The sequence below is a fragment of the Tardiphaga sp. OK245 genome, assembly GCF_900108575.1.
Taxonomy (GTDB): Bacteria; Pseudomonadota; Alphaproteobacteria; order Rhizobiales; family Xanthobacteraceae; genus Tardiphaga; species Tardiphaga robiniae.
Map to the genome: position 1 here is coordinate 531,244 of NZ_FNWZ01000002.1, position 21,992 is coordinate 553,235.

Genomic DNA, 21,992 nt, shown 5'->3' on the forward strand with positions numbered 1-21,992 from the left:
GGAGACCTCGTTTCTCACTTTGCACATGATCTTTTCGGAAACCGGTTCCCGCTTCTCCGGATCATGCTTTAGCCAGCCACCTCGACACCCGGCTTCATCGCCACATAGGCGTGCCATGTCCCGTGACCGAGCACGGGAAACACGACGATCATACCGAGCAGGCCGGTCATGACATTGATCAAGAACAAAGCCAGCGCGATTCCCGCCCAGGTCAGCATGACCGGCAGATTGGCCCAGACCATTCCCATACTGGTGCCCATTGCGGTAAGCGCATCGACGCGTTCGTTGAGCAGCATGGGAATGGCGAACACGCTGATCGCAAAGGAGAATGCCGCAAAGATGCCGCCGACCGCGGTGCCGGCGATCAGCATCGCCCAGCCGACGGGTGTGGTGAACAGCATGGCCGCGACGCCATCGAGGCCGGGAAACGGGTTCATGCCGAAAAACAGCGCGTAGATGATCACCGCGGCGCGGATCCAGACCAGCATCAGCGAGCACAACAAGAGGCCCGCGAACAGCAACTGCCCTCCCGACTTTGGCCGGACAAGGATCATCTGCAGCAGCGACACACGCTCATGCGCGGCGATCCGGCGACTTTTCTCATAGAGTCCGATAGCGAGCACTGGCCCGACCACCATGAAGCCGGCAAATGCCGGAAACAGGATGTAGTCCCAACCGAAAGCGAACAACCCGCCGACAAGGACTACCGAGACCGCGAAAACCAGCACGCCATAGCTGAGACTCACCGACGGGATAATTGTCAGATCGCGCCAGCCGGCTTTGAGCCAGTCAAAGGCGACGGATGGCGCAACATGGCGATTCCACGACACCGAGGGTGGTAGCGGAGGAGCAATGGCTGGAAGAGTCATCTTCGACCTCGCAATCTCAACGACGCGGCGTGCATGACGAGGATGCCGCACTGAATTTGCCGGCTTCCGCGGCACTGGTGCCGCGCTTGACGTGATCGATACAGTCGGGCTGCGACGAGAACGCCACATAGGCCATGTGCGCATTGGCCATCAGCACCAACAGCAGAGCGGTAGCAACCGCCATCCAGATCCAGAACTTCGCGTTAACCTGCTTCATCGCTGCTGTGCTCATGGTCCTGCAGCCCTAAGGTTGACGAGATAGAGCGCGAGAATCTTGCGATCGAGCGCCGACAGTCGCGAATCCCAGCTCGGCATGTGACCTTGCCGGCCACCCCAGACAGTCGTGAAGACCGACTGGGCGTCACCGCTATAGATCCAGAAATTGTCACGCAGGTTCGGCGCACCGAGTTCGATATTGCCGGTCGCGTTCTCGCCATGGCAGGCGACGCAATTGTCGGTGAACACCACCTTGCCGCTGGCGAGCTTCCCGGGCGCGATCGCCTTGGCCACCGCGGGATTCGACAGGCTTCGAACATAGTCGACAACATCGTCGATCTGCTCGCGCTTCAGCATCCCGTCGCGGCCGAAGGCCGGCATCTGCGACGTCCGCGAATCCTTGTGCGGCGAATTGATGCCAACGCGGATCGTCTCGGCGATCGCATCGGGCGTACCGCCCCAGAGAAAGGCCTGCGACACCAGCGTTGGAAAGCCGTTGCCACCCTCGGCGGTGCGGCCATGACAGGCCGCGCAATTATCGCCGAACAACGTCGCGCCGGTCTGCCGCACGATCTTCATCAACTTCGGATCGGCCTGGATAGCTTCGAAGCTTTCGGTCTCGATCAGCTTGCTCCACTTGGCGCGGTCCGAGGCCGCGTCCTTGATCTGCTCGGCCACGATGTTGCGCTGGTCGATCCCCAGCAGACCCTTGGTATAGGTCACGCCCAGCGGCCATGCTGGCATCAGGATCCAGTACACAACCGAATACAGAAACGTGGCCCACAGAAAGAAGATCACCGCACGCGGCACCGGCGTGTTCAATTCCTTGATGCCGTTCCACTCGTGGCCGGTGGTGAGATAGCCGGAGTCGGGATCGCGTTCCTCTACTGCCATCACTTCGCCTCGTATGGCTTGTCCTCAACGGAAGGATCGAGGATCGACTGCGCCGCAGAGTCGAACGACTTTTTGTTCTTCGGCCAATAGGCATAGACCACCACGCCAACAGACATGGCGATCAGATAGAACAGCCCGAAGGACTTCGCGAACCTGACAGTGGCCTCGTGCTCCATCGTCACTCTCCCGCCGCAGCCGTTTTGGCCTTGTGAGCCGCATCAGTCAGCTTGCCCAAGATCTGCAAGTAAGCGACCAGCGCATCCATCTCGGTGGGCTCGCCGGGCTGGCCATCGAAGGCGCGCACATTGGTCGCTTCGCCATAGCGCTTGGTGACGCCTTCTGCGAAAGGCGTATCCGGCGAGGTCTGGCCATAGGCGTCGTTGGATGCGTTGGCGATCATCTCATCCGTATAGGGCACGCCGACCTTGCGCAGTGCGGTCAGATGCAGGCCGAGATCGTCGATCCGCGCCTTGGCGCGCGTGAGATAGGCATAAGGCGGCATCACGGATTCCGGCACCACGTCGCGCGGATTGATCAGATGCTTGACGTGCCATTCGTCGGAATATTTGCCGCCGAGACGCGCTATATCCGGTCCGGTGCGCTTCGAGCCCCACAGCATCGGATGATCGTATTTGGATTCGACCGCGAGCGAATACGGCCCGTAACGTTCGACTTCATCGCGCAATGTGCGGATCATCTGCGAATGACAGGCGTAACAGCCTTCGCGGATATAGATGTTGCGGCCGGCGATTTCGAGCGGCGTATAGACGCGCATATCCGGTGCATCTTCCACGGTCTGATGGATCGTGAACAGCGGCACGATCTCGATGAGGCCGCCGATGCTGGCGGCAATGATGATGCCGATGGCAAGGCTCATCGTCTTGCGTTCGAGCTTGTAGTGCAGGCCGAACAACCCCATCGTCATTCTCCCGGCTGCAGCGCAGGCACGCCAGCGGGCTGTGCCACCGGACGATCTGCGGCGCGCTCATCGGCCGGCTGACCAGCAGTGCGGATGGTCATGACGATGTTGTAGAGACCGATCACGGCGCCAGCGAAGAAGAAGAACCCGCCGACCGCCCGCGCGACGTAATAGGGCTTCATCGCGATCACTGTCTCGATGAAGGAATAAGAGAGCGTGCCGCTACTGTTATAGGTGCGCCACATCAAACCCTGGATGATACCTGAATTCCACATCGCGAAGACGTATGTGAAGAGGCCGGCGACAGCGAGCCAGAAGTGCCATTCGACGAGCGCCGGCGAATACATCCGCTCGCGCTTCCACAGCCACGGCACCGACGCATAGATCGAACCGAAAGTGATCATCGCCACCCAGCCGAGCGCGCCGGCATGGACGTGGCCGACGGTCCAGTCGGTGTAATGCGACAGCGAATTCACCGAACGGATCGCCATGAACGATCCCTCGAACGTGGTGAGGCCGTAGAACACCGCAGCCACCATCATGAAACGCAGCGTCGCATCGTCGCGCACCTTGTACCAGGCGCCGTTCAGCGTCAGCAGAGCGTTGCCGGCGGAGCCCCAGGACGGAATCAGCAGCATCAGCGAGAAAGTCATGCCGAGCGTCTGCACCCATTGCGGCAGCGCTGTGTAATGCAGGTGATGGGAGCCCACCCACATATACATGAAGGTGATGCCCCAGAACGAGATGATCGACATCCGGTAGGAATAGATCGGCCGCCCCGCCCGCACCGGTAGATAGTAATACATCATGCCGAGGAAGCCGGAGGTGAGAAAGAAGGCGACGGCGTTGTGGCCGTACCACCATTGGGTCATCGCATCCTGCACGCCGGAAAAGGCCGAATAGCTCTTGGCGTGACCGAACGAGACCGGCATCGCCAGATTATTGACGGTATGCAGGATCGCCACCACCAGGATGAAGGCCATGTAGTACCAGTTGGCGACGTAGATATGCGGCTCCTTCCGCCGCGCCAGCGTCCGCATATAGATGACGAAATAGACGATCCAGACGATTTCCAGCAGGAGGTCGGCATACCATTCCGGCTCGGCATATTCCTTCGACTGGGTGACGCCCATGAAGTAGCCGGTGGCGGCGAGCACGCAGAACAGATTGTAGCCGAGCAGTACGAACCACGGGCTGATCTGATCGGGCAACCGCGCGCGCGAGGTCCGCTGCAGCACATAGAGCGAGGTGCCAATCAGTCCATTGCCGCCGAAGCCGAAGATCACTGCACTGGTATGCGCGGGGCGGATGCGGCCGAAGCTCGACCAGCCAGCATCGAACGTCAGATTGGGAAACACCAGCTGCCACGCGACCCAGTCGCCGATGAACATGCCGATGACGGCCCAGATCATCGCCAGAATGATCGCCAGTTTGGTAGGGTCATCGTAATACAGCGCGAGCCGGGCCTCGTCCGGCTCTGGCTCGTAATAGACATAAATGACACCGAAGATGCCGGCGATCCCCGCCAGCATGACAATCGCGCCATGGATGCCGAGCGGGTCCTGACTGCCGGCGATCGCCATCGCCAGACCGCAAATCGTCAGGGACAGCAGAATGATCAGCGCGAGCTGCCGCTCCGATTTGGTCAATTGCGCGATCATCCGGTCATCCCCTGCTCGTCTCGCACCGGCTCGTCAGGCAGGACGCGCAGCGCCCGATCGGCACAGAGCATCCTCACACCATCACGACTAACTCACTCCGCCGCCATAGCGATTGACTTAGGTCAAGCCCGCGAACGGTTTCCGACCGGGATCAATCGCAATTTTTGATACTTACAACCAATGTCGCGCAACCGAACCTGGCGCGTCTCTTCTATAGGCGCAGACAGGATGCCTGCGCCTCTTAGTCCTTCACGTCGTAGCGATAGGATTTCGAGACGATCTGCCAGCCATCGGCCAGCTTCATCGCGACCAGGTAATCGGTGAAGTAACGCGGCGGCAGCTGGCAGCGCACCTTGATGAAGGCTGTCTTGTCGTCGGAGCGATCGATGGTGACAATGAGGTCATCGCGGGTCTTGCCATCGACCTTGCCCGAGGTCCGCGTACGAACCATGGCCATCCAGTCCGGCATGGTCAGTACTTTCAGCTCGCCATTCTCGACCCAGCGCAGGTCCGCGGTCGGATGAAAGATCGCGCCAAGCTTGTCGGCATCAGCCTCGTAGAGGCCGTCGAAATAATGCTGGATCACCGCTTCAACGGTCGAACGATCATAAGCCAACTTAGTCCCCCACCCACAATCAGACTGGAACCCTTATAACATCAAAGCGATGACGGCCATACTATACCGTTGCATAGGTCATCCGACCTTAGATCACTTGCTGTCGCCCAGCATCTTTCGAAAACGTTCGATCTCCTGCGGCACGAAATGCGCAAGATAGGCCGGCGCCATTTCGGCATCTGCGGCGGGCATCGAGCCGAGATCATCGAGGCGTTTCTGATAATCGGGATTGGCAACGGCAGCGCGCATCGCGGCATTGAGCTTCGCGATGATCGGCGCAGGCGTGCCCTTCGGCGCGAACAGCGCATACCAGCCAGATATTTCAAATTGCGGCAACCCGGCCTCGCTGGCGGTCGGAACGTCAGGCAGATGCGGCAAGCGCGTTCTGGATGCCAGCGCAATCGCGCGAATGAGGCCGCTCTGGATGGCCGGCGTCACAGAGGCCGAGGAATCGCAGATGCCATCGATCTGCCCACCTATCAGATCATTCAGGGCCGGACCGCCGCCGCGATAGCCGACCAGCGTGACATCGATGCCCGCGGCCTGAACGAAAGCCTTGCAGAACAGATAGTTCTGCGAGCCCACACCGGAGTGGCCGATATTCAGCTTGCCGGGGTTCTGCTTCGCGTGGACGAGGAATTGCGCGAGATTCTCCGCCGGAAAGTTGCGCCGAATCGCAACCATCGCCGAACTCTTGTTGAACATGCCGATGCCTGCAAAATCCGACGGCGCGAATTTCACATCGGGCGTGAACAGGTAGACCGCAGTATTGGTGCCGCTATTGCCCTGCACGATGGTGTAGCCGTCGGGTGGAGCCTGCGCGACGCGGGCCAGCGCCACGGCCCCACCCGCACCGCCGATATTTTCGATCACGATGGGCTGACCGAGATGCCGGCTCATCTGTTCGGCAATCAGCCGTGCATTGACATCGGAACTGCCGCCGGCAGCGAATGGCACAACGAGCGTGATGGGACGGGTGGGATAATCCTGCGCGGATGCGCACAGCGGCGCGATCAGCACCAGACAGAGCGGAGCAAGCCTGAACCAAGCCATCCCAAATCCTCCCTGACCAGGTCTTGTCTAAGTAGATCTTTGCCTGATTTTTCCGTGATCTTAGGGAGTATCCGGCGCCGGATGCAAAGACATGTTATGCTGCAGAGCGGCGTAACCGACGGCGTGCGGCGCCGTTCCTTGAGTCTACGGAGGTCCTATGACCATCTCCATGGTTCACCCAACGATCGACACCAAGAGCCTGCTGGCCGGCGCACAATTCGCCGACGCCTTCAGTATTACGACCGAAACGACGGACCTGACCGCCCGCGACGCCGCCACCCGCATGCTCAGCCATTCTCCGCCCTGGGTGGACGCCCTGATGCAGCTGCGGGATCTGATCGTTGCGCCCTTCGGGCTGAAGACGGCGCACTCTGCGCGTCACGCCAATGTCGACAAGGTCGGCTTTTTCCCTGTGCTCAGCGAGACGCCGCAGCGTCTGATCGCGGGATTCAATGACAATCATCTCGATTTTCGCGTCGTGGTCGATGTCGCAGCGGACGGTACCGGCCAGCGCGTTACGGCAACGACCGTCGTGCTGATGCATAACTGGCTCGGACGTATCTACCTGACGGTCATCAAGCCGTTTCACCGAATGGTGGTCCGTTCCATGCTGCGGCAGGTCACGCGCTGAATTTGCCGTGGCAGCCGTGGGGAACCTGGGTCATCGCAGCCCGTTAGCCCATATGCCATTTACAGAGATTGATCCGCAGAACGAGGAGCTGAAAGTCACGCTGGCGCACGCGTTTGACGCCGCTTGGCAGCCCTTTGTGACGCATGAAGGCGAGTCCGCGGACACGCCCGAGAACCGCCGCCGCCTTGCCGCGCGGATTGTCGCCGTGGCGCGGTCAGGACAGATCGAAGAAAAGGCGCTAAGCGAGGCCGGATTGATTTACCTCCGCGTACTCGCCGAGGCAGCGCGGCTTTCCGCCCGCATTCGTGACGTCGCATCTCCCGATCTGGCGCCCCAAGCTGACGACCAACGAAACCAGTCGTTCGGCCCGGAGACGGTCGCTGCGATGTCCACAGCGCTGGATCGCTGCCTCGATGAATTGCCGCTGCGGATTTCATCGGACGCCGTGCAGTTGCTCTCGAGCAGTATTCTCGATGAAGCATCGCGCGGGGAGCGCGACCCGGAAAAGCTGCAGCTCCACGCCTTGGCATTGCTCAAGTCGCGTCAGTAGGCTCCTTGCTCACCGGATCCGTCTCGGCCCATTCGGCGACGCAACGTTCGAGATCCTTCAAATTCTGCCGCATCTGTTCCAGCGAAAAGCCGATCGCGAAGAAACGCTCGGCTACATCGCCGGGTAATCCGCGCGTTAGCCCCTCTTGCCGAAGCGCACCGACCTCTCCTGCATAAGCCTGTAGTGCGGTCTGCACCGGCCAGATCGCCGGCGCACCGGTGCCGCTGCGCAGTGCTACGGCGGTCGAATGCAGAAACGTCGTCATCGCATCGCTGACCCGCGACAGCGGACCCGCCAGCCTGACCTGCAACGCAGATGGTAACGGCACCACAGTGGACCGCCCGATCATGACCAGGTCATGCCGCAGCCGCAGCGTTGTGCGCAACAGCGGGCCAGTGTCAGGGCCGCTGGACAGATGCGCCGCACGCTCGCGCTCGGCTTCGGCGCCGATCGCATTCAGATTGGTGAGCGCATGGCCGATGCCATCCTGCAACCGGTGCAGTGCTTCATTGTCGCGGCCGCGCGTCAGAGAGGCGAGCAGTTCGGTGAGCGCCGTCGCGATCAGATCGAGCGCCTCGGCCGAACTGGCGCGGACCTGATTATGCGCCCGCGACGGCAGCACCAGGAACGACACCAGAAGACCTGTGACGGCACCGACCGTGACTTCGAGCACGCGGTCGATGGCGGATTCCAGTGGTGTGTTGTGATTCATCATCGGCAGCAGCAGCACGATGATCGCCGTCACCGTTGCAACATTGAGGCTGGGATTGATCGCCGCGATGAAGGCCAGCGGCGCCACCGCCAGCACCAGAACGGCGAGCAGCGCGCCTTCATTGGAATGCGGGATCAGGATCGCAACCGCGCCGCCATAGATGGCGCCGCCGATCGTGCCGACCAGATAATCACGTGTTGCCTTCAGCGACCGCCCGACACTCATCTGGGTGACAATGATCGCCGTCAGCACAGCCCACAGCGGCAGTTTCAGCCCGACGGTCAGGGCTATGATCAGCGCAGCAAGCGCCGCTGTGGTCACCCGGACGCCGAGGCCGAGTTCGACCTTTCGCGCCCGGAAGAAGGCAACCACCCGTTTCAGGAAGCCGAGAATTCGCTTCGATGCGGACATGTCAGAATTGATCCCTGAAACGGATTTTGACGAACCAGTTTCAGCATGGCTGATCCACGCGTCGCCATGGCCGCTTGAAACGCCGATTTGGTCCGCCTAAGGCTATTTCAACAAGAGTGAGGAAACACAATGGCCAATGAGACCGCAACGCTTGCCGCTTATGTCGCGGACCTGAAATTCGACGACATTCCGCAGGACGTGCTGGAACGCGCCAAGGTCCTCACCCTCGATTATCTCGGCAGCACCATCCGTGCCCGCAGCGAGGCCGAATCCACCCCCTCACTGCTGAAGATGCTGGAGGCCCTGTCGCTGGACGGCAAGGGAGAATCCACTGTGTTCGGCGACAGCAAGACCTGGACGCCGGCCGTGGCCGCCCTGCTCAATGGCGCGCTCGGCCATTCGCTCGATTTCGACGACACCCACGCCGATTCCTCGCTACATCCCAGCGCTCCCGTGGTACCCGCCGCCTTCGCCGTCGGCGAAATGGTCGGCGCCTCGGGCAAGCAGGTGTTAACAGCCATCGTCGCCGGTTATGAAGTCTGCTGCCGGCTCGGCAATGCGCTTGATCCGACCTCGCATTATGCGAAAGGTTTTCACCCCACCGCCACCGCCGGCACCTATGGTGCTGCGGCTGCAGCCGGCAAGTTGTTCGGGCTCTCGAAGGATCAGCTGATTTCAGCCTTCGGCGTGTCGGGCAGCCAGGCGGCGGGCTCGCTGCAATTCCTCGTCAACGGTGCCTGGAACAAGCGCTACCAGGTCGGCGCGGCCGCCATGAACGGCGTGATCGCCGCGACCTTGGCGCGCAACGAATTCATCGGCGCGACCGAATCCGTCGAGGGCAAGCATGGCCTCCTGGTCGGCTACAGCGACAACGCGCATCCGGAAAAGGCCGTGGCCGATCTCGGCTCGGTTTATGAGACCATGAAGATCGGCGTGAAGCCGTATCCGAGCTGCCGCTATACGCATGCGGCCATCGACGCATTGGTGGCGATGCGGCGCGAGCACAATCTGACGCCCGAGCAGGTGAAACGCGTCGAGATTGGATTGCATCGCAACGGCATCACGCTGACCGGCGACGCCGCCACCAAGCGCCATCCGACCTCCATCGTTGGCGGCCAGTTCTCGATGTTCTTCACCGGCGCGCTGGCGCTTGATCAGGGCTCATTCGGCTGGGACGACTACAAGCGCCTCGGCGATAGCGCGATCAACACGCTGGCCGACCGTTTCGACGTAGTTCAGGACGAACGCCTGGAAGGCAAGCGTCATCCGTTCGGCGCACGCGTCAGCATCCATACTGAAGACGGCATGCATGAGCGCATCTATGCCGATCCGTCGGGCGAGCCGACATCGTTTCCCGATGCCGCCGCCATGCAGCAGAAGTTCCTGCAGCTCGCGCGCCCCGTGCTGAATAATCGCGCCGAGAAATTCGCGGATGCGATCCTCTCGCTCGAGACTTTCGACCGTGTGGCAACGGCGACCGCACTGGGACGGTAACGGACATCAGGCTCCGTCGATGATGATAAAATCGGCATCGGCGTATTTTTGCCGGATGGATCTGGCGGTTTCGTATTCCGGGCTGCGGTAGCAGGCGGTTGCGGTCGCGCGGTCGGCGAATTCCACCACCACATTGCGGTCCCGGGCGTCGCCTTCCATGGTTTCGAAGGCGCCGCCGCGCACGATGAACCGTGCGCCGAACTTGTCGAACGCCGGCTTGGCCGCGGCGAGATATTCCGGATAACGGCTCTCGTCGCGCACCGAGACGCGGACAATCCAGTAGGCTTTCGACATCATAGCTCTCCAGTTTTGATGTGATCGTTGTGGCGCGTCCTGCGTCGCATCGTCATTGCCGTGGCGGATCACGGCATCAATGCCGGCGCGGGTCACGCCGATATCGCGCAATTCGTAATCGCTCATGGAGCGTAGTTGGTCACGTGCCTGTTGCCGCTCGCGCAGGCCGCGCCAGCCGCGGCGCAGGGCTGCGACGGCAGCGATCGCGATCGACCGCAACATCCGGCCACGCTCGGCATGGACACGGCGGATGATGGATCGCTTCAGCGCAGTCCATTGCAGCGGCGTCAGGCGACGGACGTCGTGTGCATACGTTTCGCGTTTGTCGTCGATCATGTCCGCCCCTTTCCGCTTATGAGTGACGTTGGCCATGACGGGTTTACTCGGCGCTTTCCATCCCATAAAATGAATAATTAAGATCATTTCGATCTCATGGAGAGATGCATGGATCTGTCCGAGCTGCGCATCTTCCGCGCTGTGGTGCGCGAAGGCGGCGTGACGCGCGCCGCGGAGCGGCTGCATCGCGTGCAGTCCAACGTGACGACACGGGTGCGTCAGCTCGAAGACGATCTCGGCACGACGCTGTTTGTGCGCGAAGGCAAGCGGTTGCATCTGACGCCGGCAGGTCAAACGCTGCTCGGCTATGCCGACCGGCTGCTGGCGCTCGCCGACGAGGCCCGCGACGCGGTGCAAGACCCGCGGCCGCGGGGCGTCTTCCGCCTCGGCGCCATGGAGAGCACAGCAGCGGTGCGCTTGCCCGGACCGCTCCATGAATTTCACCGCCGCTATCCCGGCGTGCAGCTCGAAATGCGCATCGGCAATCCGGAGACGCTCGCGAAAGGCATCCTCGCCGGCGATCTCGATGCCGCCTTCGTGGCGGAGCCGATCGCCGCAGCGCCGTTCGACCGCATGCATGCGTTCGACGAGGAGCCGGTGATCGTGTCGTCGCCACGCCATCCGCCGATCGGCCGCAAGGACAGCGCGCCGCGCGCGGTACTGGTGTTCGAGAACGGCTGCCCGCATCGCAAGCGGCTGGAAGACTGGTATGCAAAGCGCGGCGAGATGCCCGAGCGCACCATCGAACTCGGCTCCTATCACGCCATGCTCGGCTGCGTAGTCGCGGGTATGGGCATCGCGCTGCTGCCGGAAAGCGTGCTGTCGACATTCCCGGAGGGCAAGCGGCTCACCGTGCATCGCCTGCCGCGCGGCGAGAATCACGCCGAGACCGTGCTGATCTGGCGCAAAGGCGCGGCTTCGCCGAATGTCCAGGCGATGCAAAAAGTGCTGCTGGACGAACGAACGACCCGCCGCCCTACAGCTAAGCGCAAGGCATCAAGCGTTAGCGCACCGCACAATGTGAAGTAGATTTACAACCGCATTCGCCCGTGGCTAACGTCACACCAATAAAAAGCAAACGGGAGGAGACCTTTATGTTGCGCGTTACAGCGATTGCGGCCGGATTCGTCATCGGCGTTGCGGCTCTTACGACAATCCAGCCTGCTTCGAGCCAGTCTGACGGCTGGGTCACGCTGGTCGACAGCACCAAGATGGGCGACTGGGACAAGGTTGGCGACGCCAACTGGGAGATGAAGGACGGCGCGCTCGCCGCCGACAAGCTGCTCTCCGGCAAGGACCTCGCTTATCTCGTCAGCAAGACGCCTTACAAGGATTTCCAGATCAAGGCCGAGTTCTGGACCGATGCCGAAGCCAATAGCGGCATCTTCATCCGCTGCGATAACCCGAAGGTGATCGACGGCAAGACCTGCTATGAGGTCAACATCTTCGACAAGCGGCCCGACCCGTCCTATGGCACCGGCGCCATTGTCGATGTGGCCAAGGTCAATCCGATGCCTAAGGCGGCGGACAAGTGGAACACCTATGAGATCACGGCGAAAGGTCCGAAGCTCACTGTCATCCTGAACGGCGAAAAGACCGTCGATGTCGAGGACACCAAGCACGCCGCCGGCCCGATCGCCCTGCAATACGGCTCCGGCGTGGTGAAATTCCGCAAGGTCCAGATCAAGCCGCTGTAAGCACAGCCATTCCTCAGCCCGGACGGAGCGATCCATCCGGGCTGAGGCCCTTTTACCCGCTCCGCCAAATGCTGCTATGATGGCCCCAACCCCACGGAGCCCTCATGAGCTGGCAACCATCAGAAGATCCAATCCTCGGTGATCCCAAGACCTGCGACGCACTGGAGCTCGTGATCGTGCCGCGCACCCGCGATCTCGGCGACGGCTTCCTCGTCCGCCGCGCCCTCCCCCATGGCAAGCGGCAGATGGTCGGCCCGTTCATTTTCTTCGACCATTTCGGCCCGATGCAGTTCATCTCCGGCAAGGGCATGGACGTGCGGCCGCATCCGCATATCGGCCTGGCCACGGTGACCTATCTGTTCGACGGCGCGATCATGCATCGCGACAGCGAGGGCAATGTCCGCGAGATCCAGCCAGGCGCCATGAATCTGATGACTGCCGGAAAGGGCATCGCCCATTCCGAGCGCACTCCGGACGTGCAGCGCCGCGACGGCCAGAAGATGCTGGGCCTCCAGAGTTGGATCGCGCTGCCCAAGGGCTCCGAGGAAATCGCGCCGTCGTTCCAGCATTATGCCGCAGACAGCCTGCCAACCATCACCGACACCGGCTTCACCGCGCGCGTGATCGCCGGCAAGGCGTTTGGCAAAGCATCGCCGGTGTCGATGGTGTCGCCATGGTTCTATGCCGAAGTGGCCGTCGAGGCCGGCACCAGCGTGCCGCTCGATCCCGACCATGAGGAACGTGCGGTCTATATCGTCGATGGCGAGATCGAGATCGCCGGCGATCGCCATGAAGCACCGCAACTGCTGATCTTCCGGCCCGGCGACGCGATCACCATCAAGGCGACGCGCAATACCCGCATGATGTTCCTCGGCGGCGATGCGCTGGAAGGTCCGCGGCATCTGTGGTGGAATTTCGTGTCCTCCAGCAAGGAGCGCATCGAGCAGGCGAAAGAGGACTGGAAAACCGGCCGCTTCGCGCATGTGCCCAACGAACACGAATTCATTCCGCTGCCGGAATAGGCTCACTCCTTCATCACGTCGCCGCCGGCCAGACGCCGGACGGCTCTGCTTTCGAAAGACCCTGACATGACCACAATGGCCACCAGCGACCTGCCCCTCCCCAAGATCGGTCGCGGCAAGGTGCGCGATATCTATTCCGTCGGCGGCGACCGCGTGCTGCTGCTGACCACCGACCGCATCAGCGCCTTTGACGTGGTCATGAACGAAACCATCCCGATGAAGGGCGCGGTGCTGACCCAGATCAGCGCCTGGTGGTTCAACCAGCTTGGCGGCGTGGTCCCGCATCACATGATCTCGGCCGATGCCGACGAGATCATCGGGCAGGTGCCGGCGCTCGCAGGTCACCGCGCCGCCTTGGCCGGTCGCGCCATGCTGTGCCGCCGCACCACCGTCTTCCCGATCGAGTGCGTGATCCGCGGCTACATTTCGGGTTCGGCCTGGAAGGAATATGCCGCGTCAGGCACGCTGGCAGGTGAGAAGCTCGATGCCGGACTGCTCGAAAGCCAGAAATTCGCCGAGCCGGTGTTCAGCCCGGCCACCAAGGCCGAGACCGGCCATGACGAGAACATTACCATCGCCCGGATGCGCGAGATTATCGGCGAGGAGGATGCCTTCACCCTCGAGAGCATGACTCGCGCCGTCTACACCCAGGGTGAAGAGATCGCCCGCGAGGCAGGCATCATCATCGGCGACACCAAGTTCGAATTCGGCAGGGAAGGCAATGGCCGCATCATCCTGATCGACGAGGTGATGACCCCCGACAGCTCCCGCTTCTGGGCCGCCGACGTCTATAGACCGGGCCAGCCGCAGCCGAGCTTCGACAAGCAGCCGCTGCGCGACTATCTCGACATCGAGCGCCGCGCCGGCCGCTGGAACGGTGAAGCCCCGCCGCCGCCGCTGCCCCCTGAGGTGATCGACGCCACCAGCAAGCGCTATTTGGAGGCCTATCGCCGCCTGACCGGCACGGAGCTGGTCATCAACTAACAAATTGACCGTCTTTCCCGCGGACTGTCATAAAAATAGTCTTGTCCGTACATCTCACCGTCGTCTACCAGAGACGGCGGCGGTTGCGCCTGTCGCGCAGCGCTCCTACAGGTTCGCGCGTGACATACTTCCGGCCCGCACTCCTCATCGCCCGTCATTGCGAAGGTAGCCGCCCATGACTGACACCCTTGTCAGCCCGGACGTGTTGCGCGCCTGGCGCAACGACGTGTTCGGCGGCCTGATCGCCAGCGTCCTCACCATCAGCTTCGGTCTGTCCTATTCGGTGCTGATCTTCACCGGGCCGCTGGCCTCGCTGCTGCCCTACGGCATCGCCGCGACCTTCATCTCTGCAAGCGTCATAGCCGCCGTGATCGCGCTTGGCAGTTCGTTCCCCTTCGCGGTCGCCGGCCCCGAGAGCTCGACCGCAGCCGTCACCGCCATCCTGGCGGCGGCTCTGGTCGAGCACATCGTTACGGCCGATGCACCGTCTGCCTTGCTTGGCCCGGTGCTCATCACCCTATCCTCGGCCACGATCATCACCGGCATTGTGCTGTGCGGCTTCGGCGTTACCCGCATGGGACGCGCGATCCGCTATGTGCCCTATCCGGTAATCGGTGGATTTCTCGGAGCCACCGCCTGCCTGATCGTCGCCGGCGCCATTCAGGTGATCACCGGCTACAAGCTGCAATGGGCGAACCTGACAAAACTCGCCAATCCGATGACGATCTACGAGTTGCTGGCCGCGGCAGCCGTGGCACTGACCATCTATGCGACCTGGCATCGGTCCCGTAAGCCACTGGGCCTGCCGATGATTCTTCTCGGGAGCGTCATAACGGCTCATCTCGTCTTCCGGATCGCAGGCGTGTCCGTAATCGAGGCCCAGGCAATCGGCTGGACTTTCGCATCGCCGCCGAAAGCCAGCCTGACCTTGCCCTGGGCGTTCTTCAGCGACGGTTACCCATGGCAAGCGCTGCCCGGACTCATCGGCAATTTCATCGCTGTGATCTTCGTGACGGCCGTGAGCACCCTGTTCAATACGACGGGCCTTGAAGTCGCCGCACATCGGGAAGCCGATATCGAACGCGAGCTCAATGCGACCGGGGCGGCCAATATCCTGGCCGGTGTACTCGGAGGCTATGCCGGCTGCATCTCGATCAGCCGTTCGCTCCTGAATCGCAACAGCGGTGCCACGGGGCGGCTTTCGGGCCTCACCGTCGCTGCGGCAGCCGCGCTGATGCTCGTCGTCGACCCCGCGCTGCTGGCCTATATGCCGCGCTTCGTGCTCGGTGGCCTGCTGCTGTATCTCGGCCTGGAGCAACTTCATCGCTGGATCGTCGACTCCCGCAAGCGGCTGTCGCTGCTCGACTACCTGTCCCTGCTGGCAATCATCATCATTATTCTCACATGGGGGTTCGTAGCCGGAGTGCTGATCGGCATCGTGATCGGCTGCGCCACCTTTGCGCTCAGCGTATCGCGGGTATCCTCGATCAAATACGGTTTCGATGGCTCGGAATATCGCAGTTCGCTCGATCGATCACTTGAGGATCAGCGTACGCTGGCGGCGCATGGCCGCGAAATCCAAGGCCTTAACCTGCAGAGCTATTTGTTCTTCGGCTCGGCCAACCGGCTCTATCTGCATGTCAAGGCGCTGCTGCGCCGTCATCCCGAGTGCCGCTATCTCGTCTTCGACTTCAAGCTGGTGACGGGCATCGATTCGTCGGCCGCCCACAGCTTCGCCCAGATCAAGCGCATCGCCGAAGGCCACGGCACCACGCTGGTGCTCGCAAATCTTCATCCCTCAGCCAATCGCAATCTGCGCGCCAGCCTGTTCATCGATGACGCCGTCAAGGTCACGGGCGAACTCGATCACGCGCTGGAGTGGTGCGAGAACGAGGTGATCGCGCGGCATCGCGGGCTCGCCGAAGAAGAAGCCAACTTGCGCGACTGGTTCACCAAGATCCTGCGCACCGCCGACGATTCCGAAGAACTGATGCGACGCTGCCAGCGCGTCGAGGTCGTTGCCGGCGAGATCATCGTTCAGGCTGGCGACGCTGCCGATTCCATGCACTTCATTCTGGACGGCCGACTCGGCATCATGGTGCCGGCGGGCGATGGCAAGCTGACGCGGGTGCGCAGCCTTGGGCGTTACACGACGGTGGGCGAAATGGGCCTTGTCGCCTATGCACCGCGCAGCGCCACCATCCAGGCAGAGATCGCCAGCGTGCTGTATCTGCTGCGCGCCGACGCCTTCGAGGACATCAAGCAGAACCATCCGGCATTGAGCCAGAAACTGCTGACTTATTTCGTGTCTGTGATGGCGGAGAGGCTGGCTTTTGCGAGCCGGATGATCGCCGTGCTGCGAAGGTAAGAATAGCCGACACAGCGCATCTGAAACGGACGTCGCGATCGTCTACGAGTTGGAGCCGCCGACACCGACGGCCGAATTGGCAGGTTTCGTTGCCTTGCGGCTGGCGCGCCAGTTCTCCCACCTTTGGACAACGACAAAAAAGGTCGGAACGAACAGGACGGCAAGGCAGGTCGAGGCGAGCATGCCCGAGAATACGGTGATGCCGATCGACTTGCGAGCGTTGGCGCCGGCGCCGGTCGCGAGCACCAGCGGCAGCACGCCGAGAATGAAGGCGAAGGACGTCATCAGGATCGGCCTGAATCGCGCACGCGCGGCTGCGACCGCCGACTCCAGTAGTGGCTTGCGATCATGCACGTGCAGTTCGATCGCCACCTCAACGATCAGGATCGCGTTCTTCGCTGACAGCGCGATCAAAAGGATAATGCCGATCTGGGTGTAGAGATTGTTCTCGATTCGCAGCGCGGTGAGTACCGCCATCGGGCCGAGCAGTGACAGCGGCACGGCCAGGATCACCGAAATCGGCGCGTACCAGCTTTCATACTGCCCCGCGAGCACCAGATAGACGAGCAGCAACGCAAGACCGAACACATAATAGAGCTGATTGCCGACGATCTTTTCCTGATACGACATCGCCGTCCATTCGAAGCCCGTTCCCGGAGGCAGAGTCTTCGCTGCGATCTGCTCCATCAATGCCATGGACTGCCCGGAGCTGTAGCCCTGTGCTGGCAGGCCGATCACCGTCGCCGTCGGATAGAGATTGTAGAGACTGATCAGCGACGGCCCCACGGCGGGCGTAATCTTCGCCACGGTGCCAAGCGGGACCATATTGCCCTGCTGGTTGCGGACCATCAGGTTCTCGATGTCCCGGGCAGTCAGCCGGAATTTGGCATCTGCTTGTGTGTAGACCTGAAAGGTGCGGCCAAACTTGTTGAACTGGTTGACGAAGGACGAGCCCAGATAGGACGACAGGGTTGAGAACACCTGATCCGTCGTGACATGCAGGGTCTGGGTCTTGATACGGTCGATTTCGATATCGAATTGCGGCACCATTGAGCGGAACGGCGAACTGACGCGCTGCAAAGCACTCTGCGTCTCTGCATTAGCTACAATCGCCCCGGTGATCGCCTGCAGCTTGCTGTAATCGGCATTGCCATCGCGCAGTTCGATCTGCATGGCGAAGCCCGCCGCGTTGCCGATGCCCTGAATGGGCGGCGGCGGGATCACCAGAATGCGCGCCTCTGGAATCACCGACAGGCTCTCGTTCAATCCAACGAACAGCGAACGAAGATCCTGTCCCGGTCCGCGCTCGCTCCATTCTTTCAGGATCAGATAGGCGACACCGGCATTGGCCAGGCTGGAGCTGCTGTCGAGCGCGGAGATGCCGGCGATGGTAACCACCTGTTCCACCGCTGGCGTCTTCGCGGCCAATTCACTGACCCGATCGAGTACACGCTGAGTCCGATCCAGCGCGGCACCATCGGGCAACTGGACTGCGACCAGCAGATAGCCTTGATCCTCGATCGGGATGAAGCCGGTGGGAATCCGGGATAGGCCGTAACCGCCAATACTGATCAGGATCAATGCCAGGACAACCGAGAGATTGCTGTGCGCGACCATGCGACCGATCAGAGCGGCATAGCCCCGTTCGAGCCGGTCGTAGACCCTGTTGAACCCACGATAGAAAAAATTGCGCTTCTCCGGCGGCACCGGGCGGCGCAGCCACAATGCACATTGCGTCGGCTTCAGCGTGGCCGCATTGACGGCGCTGAGCAGCGCCGTGGCCGCGATGACCAGTGCAAATTGCGCATACATGCGCCCCGTCAGCCCGGGCAGGAATGCCGCCGGCAGGAACACCGAAATCAGCACCAGCGTGATGCCGATGATCGGGGCGAACAGCTTGTCCATCGCGCTGATCGCCGCGTCATGGCCGGACATGCCCTGCTCGATATTGTAGGCCGCGCCTTCGACGACCACGATGGCGTCATCGACGACGATGCCGATCGCCAAAACGATGGCGAACAGGGTCGACAGATTGATCGTGAAACCGAGCGCCGCCATGGCCGCGAAGGCGCCGATGATCGTCACCGGCACCGTCGTCGCCGGCACCAGCATCGCGCGCCAGTCCTGCAGGAAGATCAGAATGACCACCAGCACTAGCAAACCTGCTTCGAGGAGCGTCTTGTAGACCTCGTTGATCGATGCCTGGACGAATTTCGTGGTGTCGAACGGCGTGTCGTATTTGATGTCGTCGGGAAATTGCGTGGCCAGCGCCGCCATCTTCTTCTCGACAGCCTTCTCCACCTCGAGCGCATTGGCGCCCGGCGACTGGAATACGCCGATGCCGACGGCTGGCTTCTGGTTGAGCGAAAAGATCTGGCTGTAGGTCTGCGCACCCAATTCGACGCGTCCGACGTCACGGACCCGCGTGACATCGCCATTGTCGCCGGTCTTGACGATGATGTCCTCGAATTCACCGGGATCATCCAGCCGCCCGTTGATGTTCAGCGTGTACTGGAAGGCCTGTCCCGCGGGCGTCGGCGGCATGCCGATTTGCCCCGCAGAAACCTGCTGGCTCTGCTGCTGGATGGACTGGATGATATCCTGCGGCATCAGCCCGCGCACTTGCAGCTTGCTCGGATCCAGCCATATCCGCATCGAATACTGGCCGGCGCCGAACACCGTCACATTGCCGACCCCCGACAGACGCGACAACTCGTCCCGGATGTTGATCGTGGCGTAATTGCTCAGAAACAGGCTGTCATAGGTCGCCTTCGGTGACGTCAGTGTCACGAACAACAGGATCGCCGTCGATTTCTTCTGAACGGTCACGCCCTGATTCTGCACGGCGGTCGGCAGCGACGACAGCGCACTTGATACGCGGTTCTGCACCAGCACCTGCGCAAAATTCAAATCGGTGCCGATCTTGAACGTGACCGTGAGTGAATAGGTGCCATCCGCTGCGCTGTAGGACTGCATATAGAGCATATCCTCGACGCCATTCACCTGCTGCTCGATCGGCAGCGCCACCGTGTCGACGATGGTCTTGGCACTAGCGCCGGGATAGCGCGTCGTCACCTGGACGGTCGGCGGCACCACGTCCGGATATTGTGCGACTGCGAGGCCATAGAGCGAGACGCCGCCGATCAGGATCATCAGCAACGCGATGACATTGGACAGGACCGGCCGCTCGATGAAGAACTTCGAAATCATGGCCTGTCCTATTTGGTCGGGGTCGGCGCTTCGATCTTTCTCAGTTGCGGATCGACCTTCTGCCCCGGAATGACACGCAGCAGGCCTGCAATGACGACGCGATCATCCGGCTTCAGACCGCTTTCAATGACGCGAAGCTCACCTTCCAGCGGGCCGGTGACGACCTTGCGCTGCTCGATGACATTGTCGCCATTCACGACCAGCACATAACGCCCGGCCTGATCGCTGCCGAGCGATACATCCGGCACCAGCAGGGCGTTGTCCTGCTGGTCGATAGGCACGCGCACGCGAACATAAAAACCCGGCAACAGGATGCGATCCGGATTTGGCAGAACACCTCGCACCGGCAGCGTACCCGTCGACTGGTTGATGGTCGGCGAGATGTAGTCGATCTGGCCCTTGTGCGGAAAACCAGTCTCGGTCTGCAGTCCGATCTCGATCGGCAGCTGCCTGAGATCGTTCACCGTCAGCCCGCGTCGCCGGGCTTCATCCCGGATGCGCAGAACGTCCTGTTCGTTGACGTTGAAATTCACATAAATCGGATCGAGCTGCACGATCGTCGCAAGCTGGGTCGGCGACGCTACACCGACCAGTTCGCCAACCGACACCAGATGTGCGCTGACGATGCCGTCAAACGGCGCAATGACATTCGTATAGCCGTAATTGACGGCCGCGATCTTGGTGTTGACTTGCGCCTGCTGCAGATTGGCTTGTGAATTCTCTCGTGTCGCCGTCGACTGCTCGAGCGTTGACTGCGCAACAACCTGGCGGGATACGAGGTCCGACTGGCGTTTGAAATCCGCTTCCGCCTGCTTTGCAGACGCCTGCGCACCGGCTTCCGCAGCCTGCGCCTGTTCCAGCTTCAACTGGTATGTCTCAGGCTCGATCGTGAACAGCGTGGTGCCTTGCTTGACGAAGGAGCCGTCCTGATAGTTGATCGACTGCAGAACGCCCTGAACGCGCGCCACGAGATCGACATTCTTGATCGGCGCTGTATTGCCTGTCGCTTCGAGAAAGCGCGTGATGCCGCGCTGCACAGGAACCGCCACCTCAACTTTCGGCGGCGGTGGCGGCACGAAAGTGTTTTGCTCGCAGGCACTTAAAAAGATGCTCGTCAGCACAACGCCGGCAGCGCGTATAGCGGGGACATGCTGCAGCTGCTCAATGCGGGCTTTCGGTCCAGATGAACAGGCGCGCATAAATCGCATTGTCCTGCCTCAATCAAAAGACTCTCAAAAAAACCTTGGCCAAAAACGACAGCCGCCCGCATCAATAGCAACAATCCACTTGTAGTGAAACCGAAACCGTAAAATGATGTCGGACCGAAGTTGTTTTGCGAATGCCTTTCAGAACTCACGCTTCTTGAAGATTTTACGCAGTTGCCCTGACTAACCGGGCGGTAGCAACGAGGATTTCAGCGATGAATTTCATGTTCGGCTTGGCCGCGCGATATCGCGTATCGATGGCTACTATCATTCTAATCGCAATCGCGAGCCCCACCTTTGCGCAAGCGCCGAGCCAGGCGCAGCGTGACGCGATCAAGACGCAGTGTCGCTCGGATTACATCGCGCATTGCTCAAGCGTTCCTCCTGGTGGAGAAGCCTCGCTGCAATGCCTGCAAAAGAACATGGCTAGTCTTTCTGCGGGATGTGCGGGCGCGGTGCGCGCAGTTCAGGCGCCAACTGCGGCACCGAAGGCCACCGCGCCAACGCCTGCTGCAGCGCCCAAGACAGAAGCAACACCACCGGCTACCAAGCCCGCGCCCGCCACTGCCGCACCAAAGGCGGCAGTGAAAAGCACAGCCCCGCCACCTGCTGCGGCAGCCACAACCGCTACGCCTGCCGCCGCCGCTGCTCCTGCAGCCATCGTGCTGCGGCCGATGCGGCCACGCGAAGAATTGCTCGTGATGAGATCAGCATGCGGTGGCGACATCAGATCGCTCTGCGGCGGCATAGCGCCTGGTGGCGGCCGCATCGTGCAATGCCTGGCCAGCAACAGCGCATCACTTTCGCCGGCTTGCACCAGCGTTCTTGCGCCATTCGCTCAACGATGAAC

The 21,992-nt window shown here is 61.4% G+C and carries 21 protein-coding genes and 1 pseudogene; 8 read left to right on the plus strand and 14 right to left on the minus strand.

Features of this window, described 5'->3' with window-relative positions; all coding sequences use genetic code 11:
- Nucleotides 1-68: 68 nt before the first annotated feature.
- From BLW80_RS09155 to BLW80_RS09190, 8 genes are all read right to left on the minus strand, one after another.
- Nucleotides 69-869, minus strand: coding sequence for a DUF2189 domain-containing protein (locus BLW80_RS09155; RefSeq protein ID WP_093757708.1), 801 nt, complete (start codon nt 867-869; stop codon nt 69-71).
- A 16-nt stretch (nt 870-885) separates the two neighbouring features.
- On the minus strand, nt 886-1,101 hold the full coding sequence (locus BLW80_RS09160; RefSeq protein WP_244528079.1) for a hypothetical protein: 216 nt from the start codon (nt 1,099-1,101) through the stop codon (nt 886-888).
- A complete protein-coding gene (ccoP, locus tag BLW80_RS09165; RefSeq protein WP_093757710.1) occupies nt 1,098-1,979 on the minus strand; it encodes a cytochrome-c oxidase, cbb3-type subunit III in 882 nt (293 codons plus the stop codon). The genes BLW80_RS09160 and ccoP overlap by 4 nt, the downstream gene beginning before the upstream one ends.
- Nucleotides 1,979-2,155 carry a cbb3-type cytochrome c oxidase subunit 3 gene (locus tag BLW80_RS09170; RefSeq protein ID WP_349633093.1) on the minus strand — a complete coding sequence of 59 codons (177 nt, stop codon included), beginning with the start codon at nt 2,153-2,155 and terminating at the stop codon, nt 1,979-1,981. Before BLW80_RS09170 ends, ccoP begins: the two co-directional genes overlap by 1 nt.
- A 2-nt stretch (nt 2,156-2,157) precedes the next feature.
- Nucleotides 2,158-2,898 (minus strand): cytochrome-c oxidase, cbb3-type subunit II, encoded by a 741-nt coding sequence (ccoO, locus tag BLW80_RS09175; protein ID WP_170849621.1) that lies wholly within the window; start codon nt 2,896-2,898, stop codon nt 2,158-2,160.
- Between the two features lie 2 nt (nt 2,899-2,900).
- Nucleotides 2,901-4,559, minus strand: a complete 1,659-nt coding sequence (ccoN, locus tag BLW80_RS09180) for a cytochrome-c oxidase, cbb3-type subunit I (protein WP_093757712.1) — start codon at nt 4,557-4,559, stop codon at nt 2,901-2,903.
- 241 nt (nt 4,560-4,800) lie between these two features.
- Nucleotides 4,801-5,175, minus strand: a complete 375-nt coding sequence (locus BLW80_RS09185) for a nuclear transport factor 2 family protein (RefSeq protein ID WP_093757713.1) — start codon at nt 5,173-5,175, stop codon at nt 4,801-4,803.
- 93 nt (nt 5,176-5,268) lie between these two features.
- Nucleotides 5,269-6,228, minus strand: coding sequence for a tripartite tricarboxylate transporter substrate-binding protein (locus BLW80_RS09190; protein ID WP_093757714.1), 960 nt, complete (start codon nt 6,226-6,228; stop codon nt 5,269-5,271).
- 157 nt (nt 6,229-6,385) lie between these two features.
- On the opposite strand from BLW80_RS09190, the gene BLW80_RS09195 reads away from it, so the two are divergent.
- A complete protein-coding gene (locus tag BLW80_RS09195) occupies nt 6,386-6,859 on the plus strand; it encodes a DUF2867 domain-containing protein (RefSeq protein WP_093757715.1) in 474 nt (157 codons plus the stop codon).
- A gap of 7 nt (nt 6,860-6,866) precedes the next feature.
- Complete coding sequence (locus BLW80_RS09200; RefSeq protein WP_139285798.1) at nt 6,867-7,409, plus strand: hypothetical protein; 543 nt, start codon at nt 6,867-6,869, stop codon at nt 7,407-7,409.
- On the opposite strand, the gene BLW80_RS09205 is transcribed toward BLW80_RS09200, so the two are convergent.
- The gene (locus tag BLW80_RS09205; RefSeq protein ID WP_093757717.1) at nt 7,393-8,532 is read right to left on the minus strand and encodes an FUSC family protein; all 1,140 of its coding nucleotides are present in this window, start codon (nt 8,530-8,532) and stop codon (nt 7,393-7,395) included. The two genes, BLW80_RS09200 and BLW80_RS09205, sit on opposite strands and share 17 nt — an antisense overlap.
- A 129-nt stretch (nt 8,533-8,661) precedes the next feature.
- Between BLW80_RS09205 and BLW80_RS09210 the strand changes: the two genes are divergently transcribed.
- Nucleotides 8,662-10,026 carry an MmgE/PrpD family protein gene (locus tag BLW80_RS09210; protein WP_089263362.1) on the plus strand — a complete coding sequence of 455 codons (1,365 nt, stop codon included), beginning with the start codon at nt 8,662-8,664 and terminating at the stop codon, nt 10,024-10,026.
- A gap of 6 nt (nt 10,027-10,032) precedes the next feature.
- Here BLW80_RS09210 and BLW80_RS30730 read toward each other — a convergent pair whose 3' ends face one another.
- Entirely contained in the window at nt 10,033-10,320 is a 288-nt protein-coding gene (locus BLW80_RS30730) for a DUF1330 domain-containing protein (RefSeq protein WP_244528174.1), read from the minus strand.
- 96 nt (nt 10,321-10,416) lie between these two features.
- Nucleotides 10,417-10,842: pseudogene (locus tag BLW80_RS30955) on the minus strand (hypothetical protein); the annotation flags it as partial.
- Between BLW80_RS30955 and BLW80_RS09220 the strand changes: the two are divergent.
- The 5 genes from BLW80_RS09220 to BLW80_RS09240 all read left to right on the plus strand — a co-directional run bounded on the left by BLW80_RS09220 (nt 10,765) and on the right by BLW80_RS09240 (nt 16,727).
- Nucleotides 10,765-11,685 carry a LysR family transcriptional regulator gene (locus BLW80_RS09220; RefSeq protein WP_093758191.1) on the plus strand — a complete coding sequence of 307 codons (921 nt, stop codon included), beginning with the start codon at nt 10,765-10,767 and terminating at the stop codon, nt 11,683-11,685. The pseudogene BLW80_RS30955 and the gene BLW80_RS09220 sit on opposite strands and share 78 nt — an antisense overlap.
- 65 nt (nt 11,686-11,750) lie before the next feature.
- Nucleotides 11,751-12,353 carry a 3-keto-disaccharide hydrolase gene (locus tag BLW80_RS09225; RefSeq protein WP_093757719.1) on the plus strand — a complete coding sequence of 201 codons (603 nt, stop codon included), beginning with the start codon at nt 11,751-11,753 and terminating at the stop codon, nt 12,351-12,353.
- Nucleotides 12,354-12,457: 104 nt separating this feature from the next.
- Entirely contained in the window at nt 12,458-13,375 is a 918-nt protein-coding gene (locus BLW80_RS09230; protein ID WP_093757720.1) for a pirin family protein, read from the plus strand.
- Nucleotides 13,376-13,441: 66 nt separating this feature from the next.
- Complete coding sequence (locus tag BLW80_RS09235; protein ID WP_093757721.1) at nt 13,442-14,359, plus strand: phosphoribosylaminoimidazolesuccinocarboxamide synthase; 918 nt, start codon at nt 13,442-13,444, stop codon at nt 14,357-14,359.
- Between the two features lie 175 nt (nt 14,360-14,534).
- A complete protein-coding gene (locus BLW80_RS09240) occupies nt 14,535-16,727 on the plus strand; it encodes an SLC26A/SulP transporter family protein (RefSeq protein ID WP_093757722.1) in 2,193 nt (730 codons plus the stop codon).
- Nucleotides 16,728-16,769: 42 nt separating this feature from the next.
- On the opposite strand, the gene BLW80_RS09245 is transcribed toward BLW80_RS09240, so the two are convergent.
- The 3 genes from BLW80_RS09245 to BLW80_RS30985 all read right to left on the minus strand — a co-directional run bounded on the left by BLW80_RS09245 (nt 16,770) and on the right by BLW80_RS30985 (nt 21,959).
- Nucleotides 16,770-19,937, minus strand: a complete 3,168-nt coding sequence (locus tag BLW80_RS09245; RefSeq protein ID WP_093757723.1) for an efflux RND transporter permease subunit — start codon at nt 19,935-19,937, stop codon at nt 16,770-16,772.
- Nucleotides 19,938-19,945: 8 nt separating this feature from the next.
- On the minus strand, nt 19,946-21,136 hold the full coding sequence (locus BLW80_RS09250; RefSeq protein WP_170849650.1) for an efflux RND transporter periplasmic adaptor subunit: 1,191 nt from the start codon (nt 21,134-21,136) through the stop codon (nt 19,946-19,948).
- A 472-nt stretch (nt 21,137-21,608) separates the two neighbouring features.
- A complete protein-coding gene (locus BLW80_RS30985; RefSeq protein WP_139285799.1) occupies nt 21,609-21,959 on the minus strand; it encodes a hypothetical protein in 351 nt (116 codons plus the stop codon).
- Between the last annotated feature and the right edge of the window lie 33 nt (nt 21,960-21,992).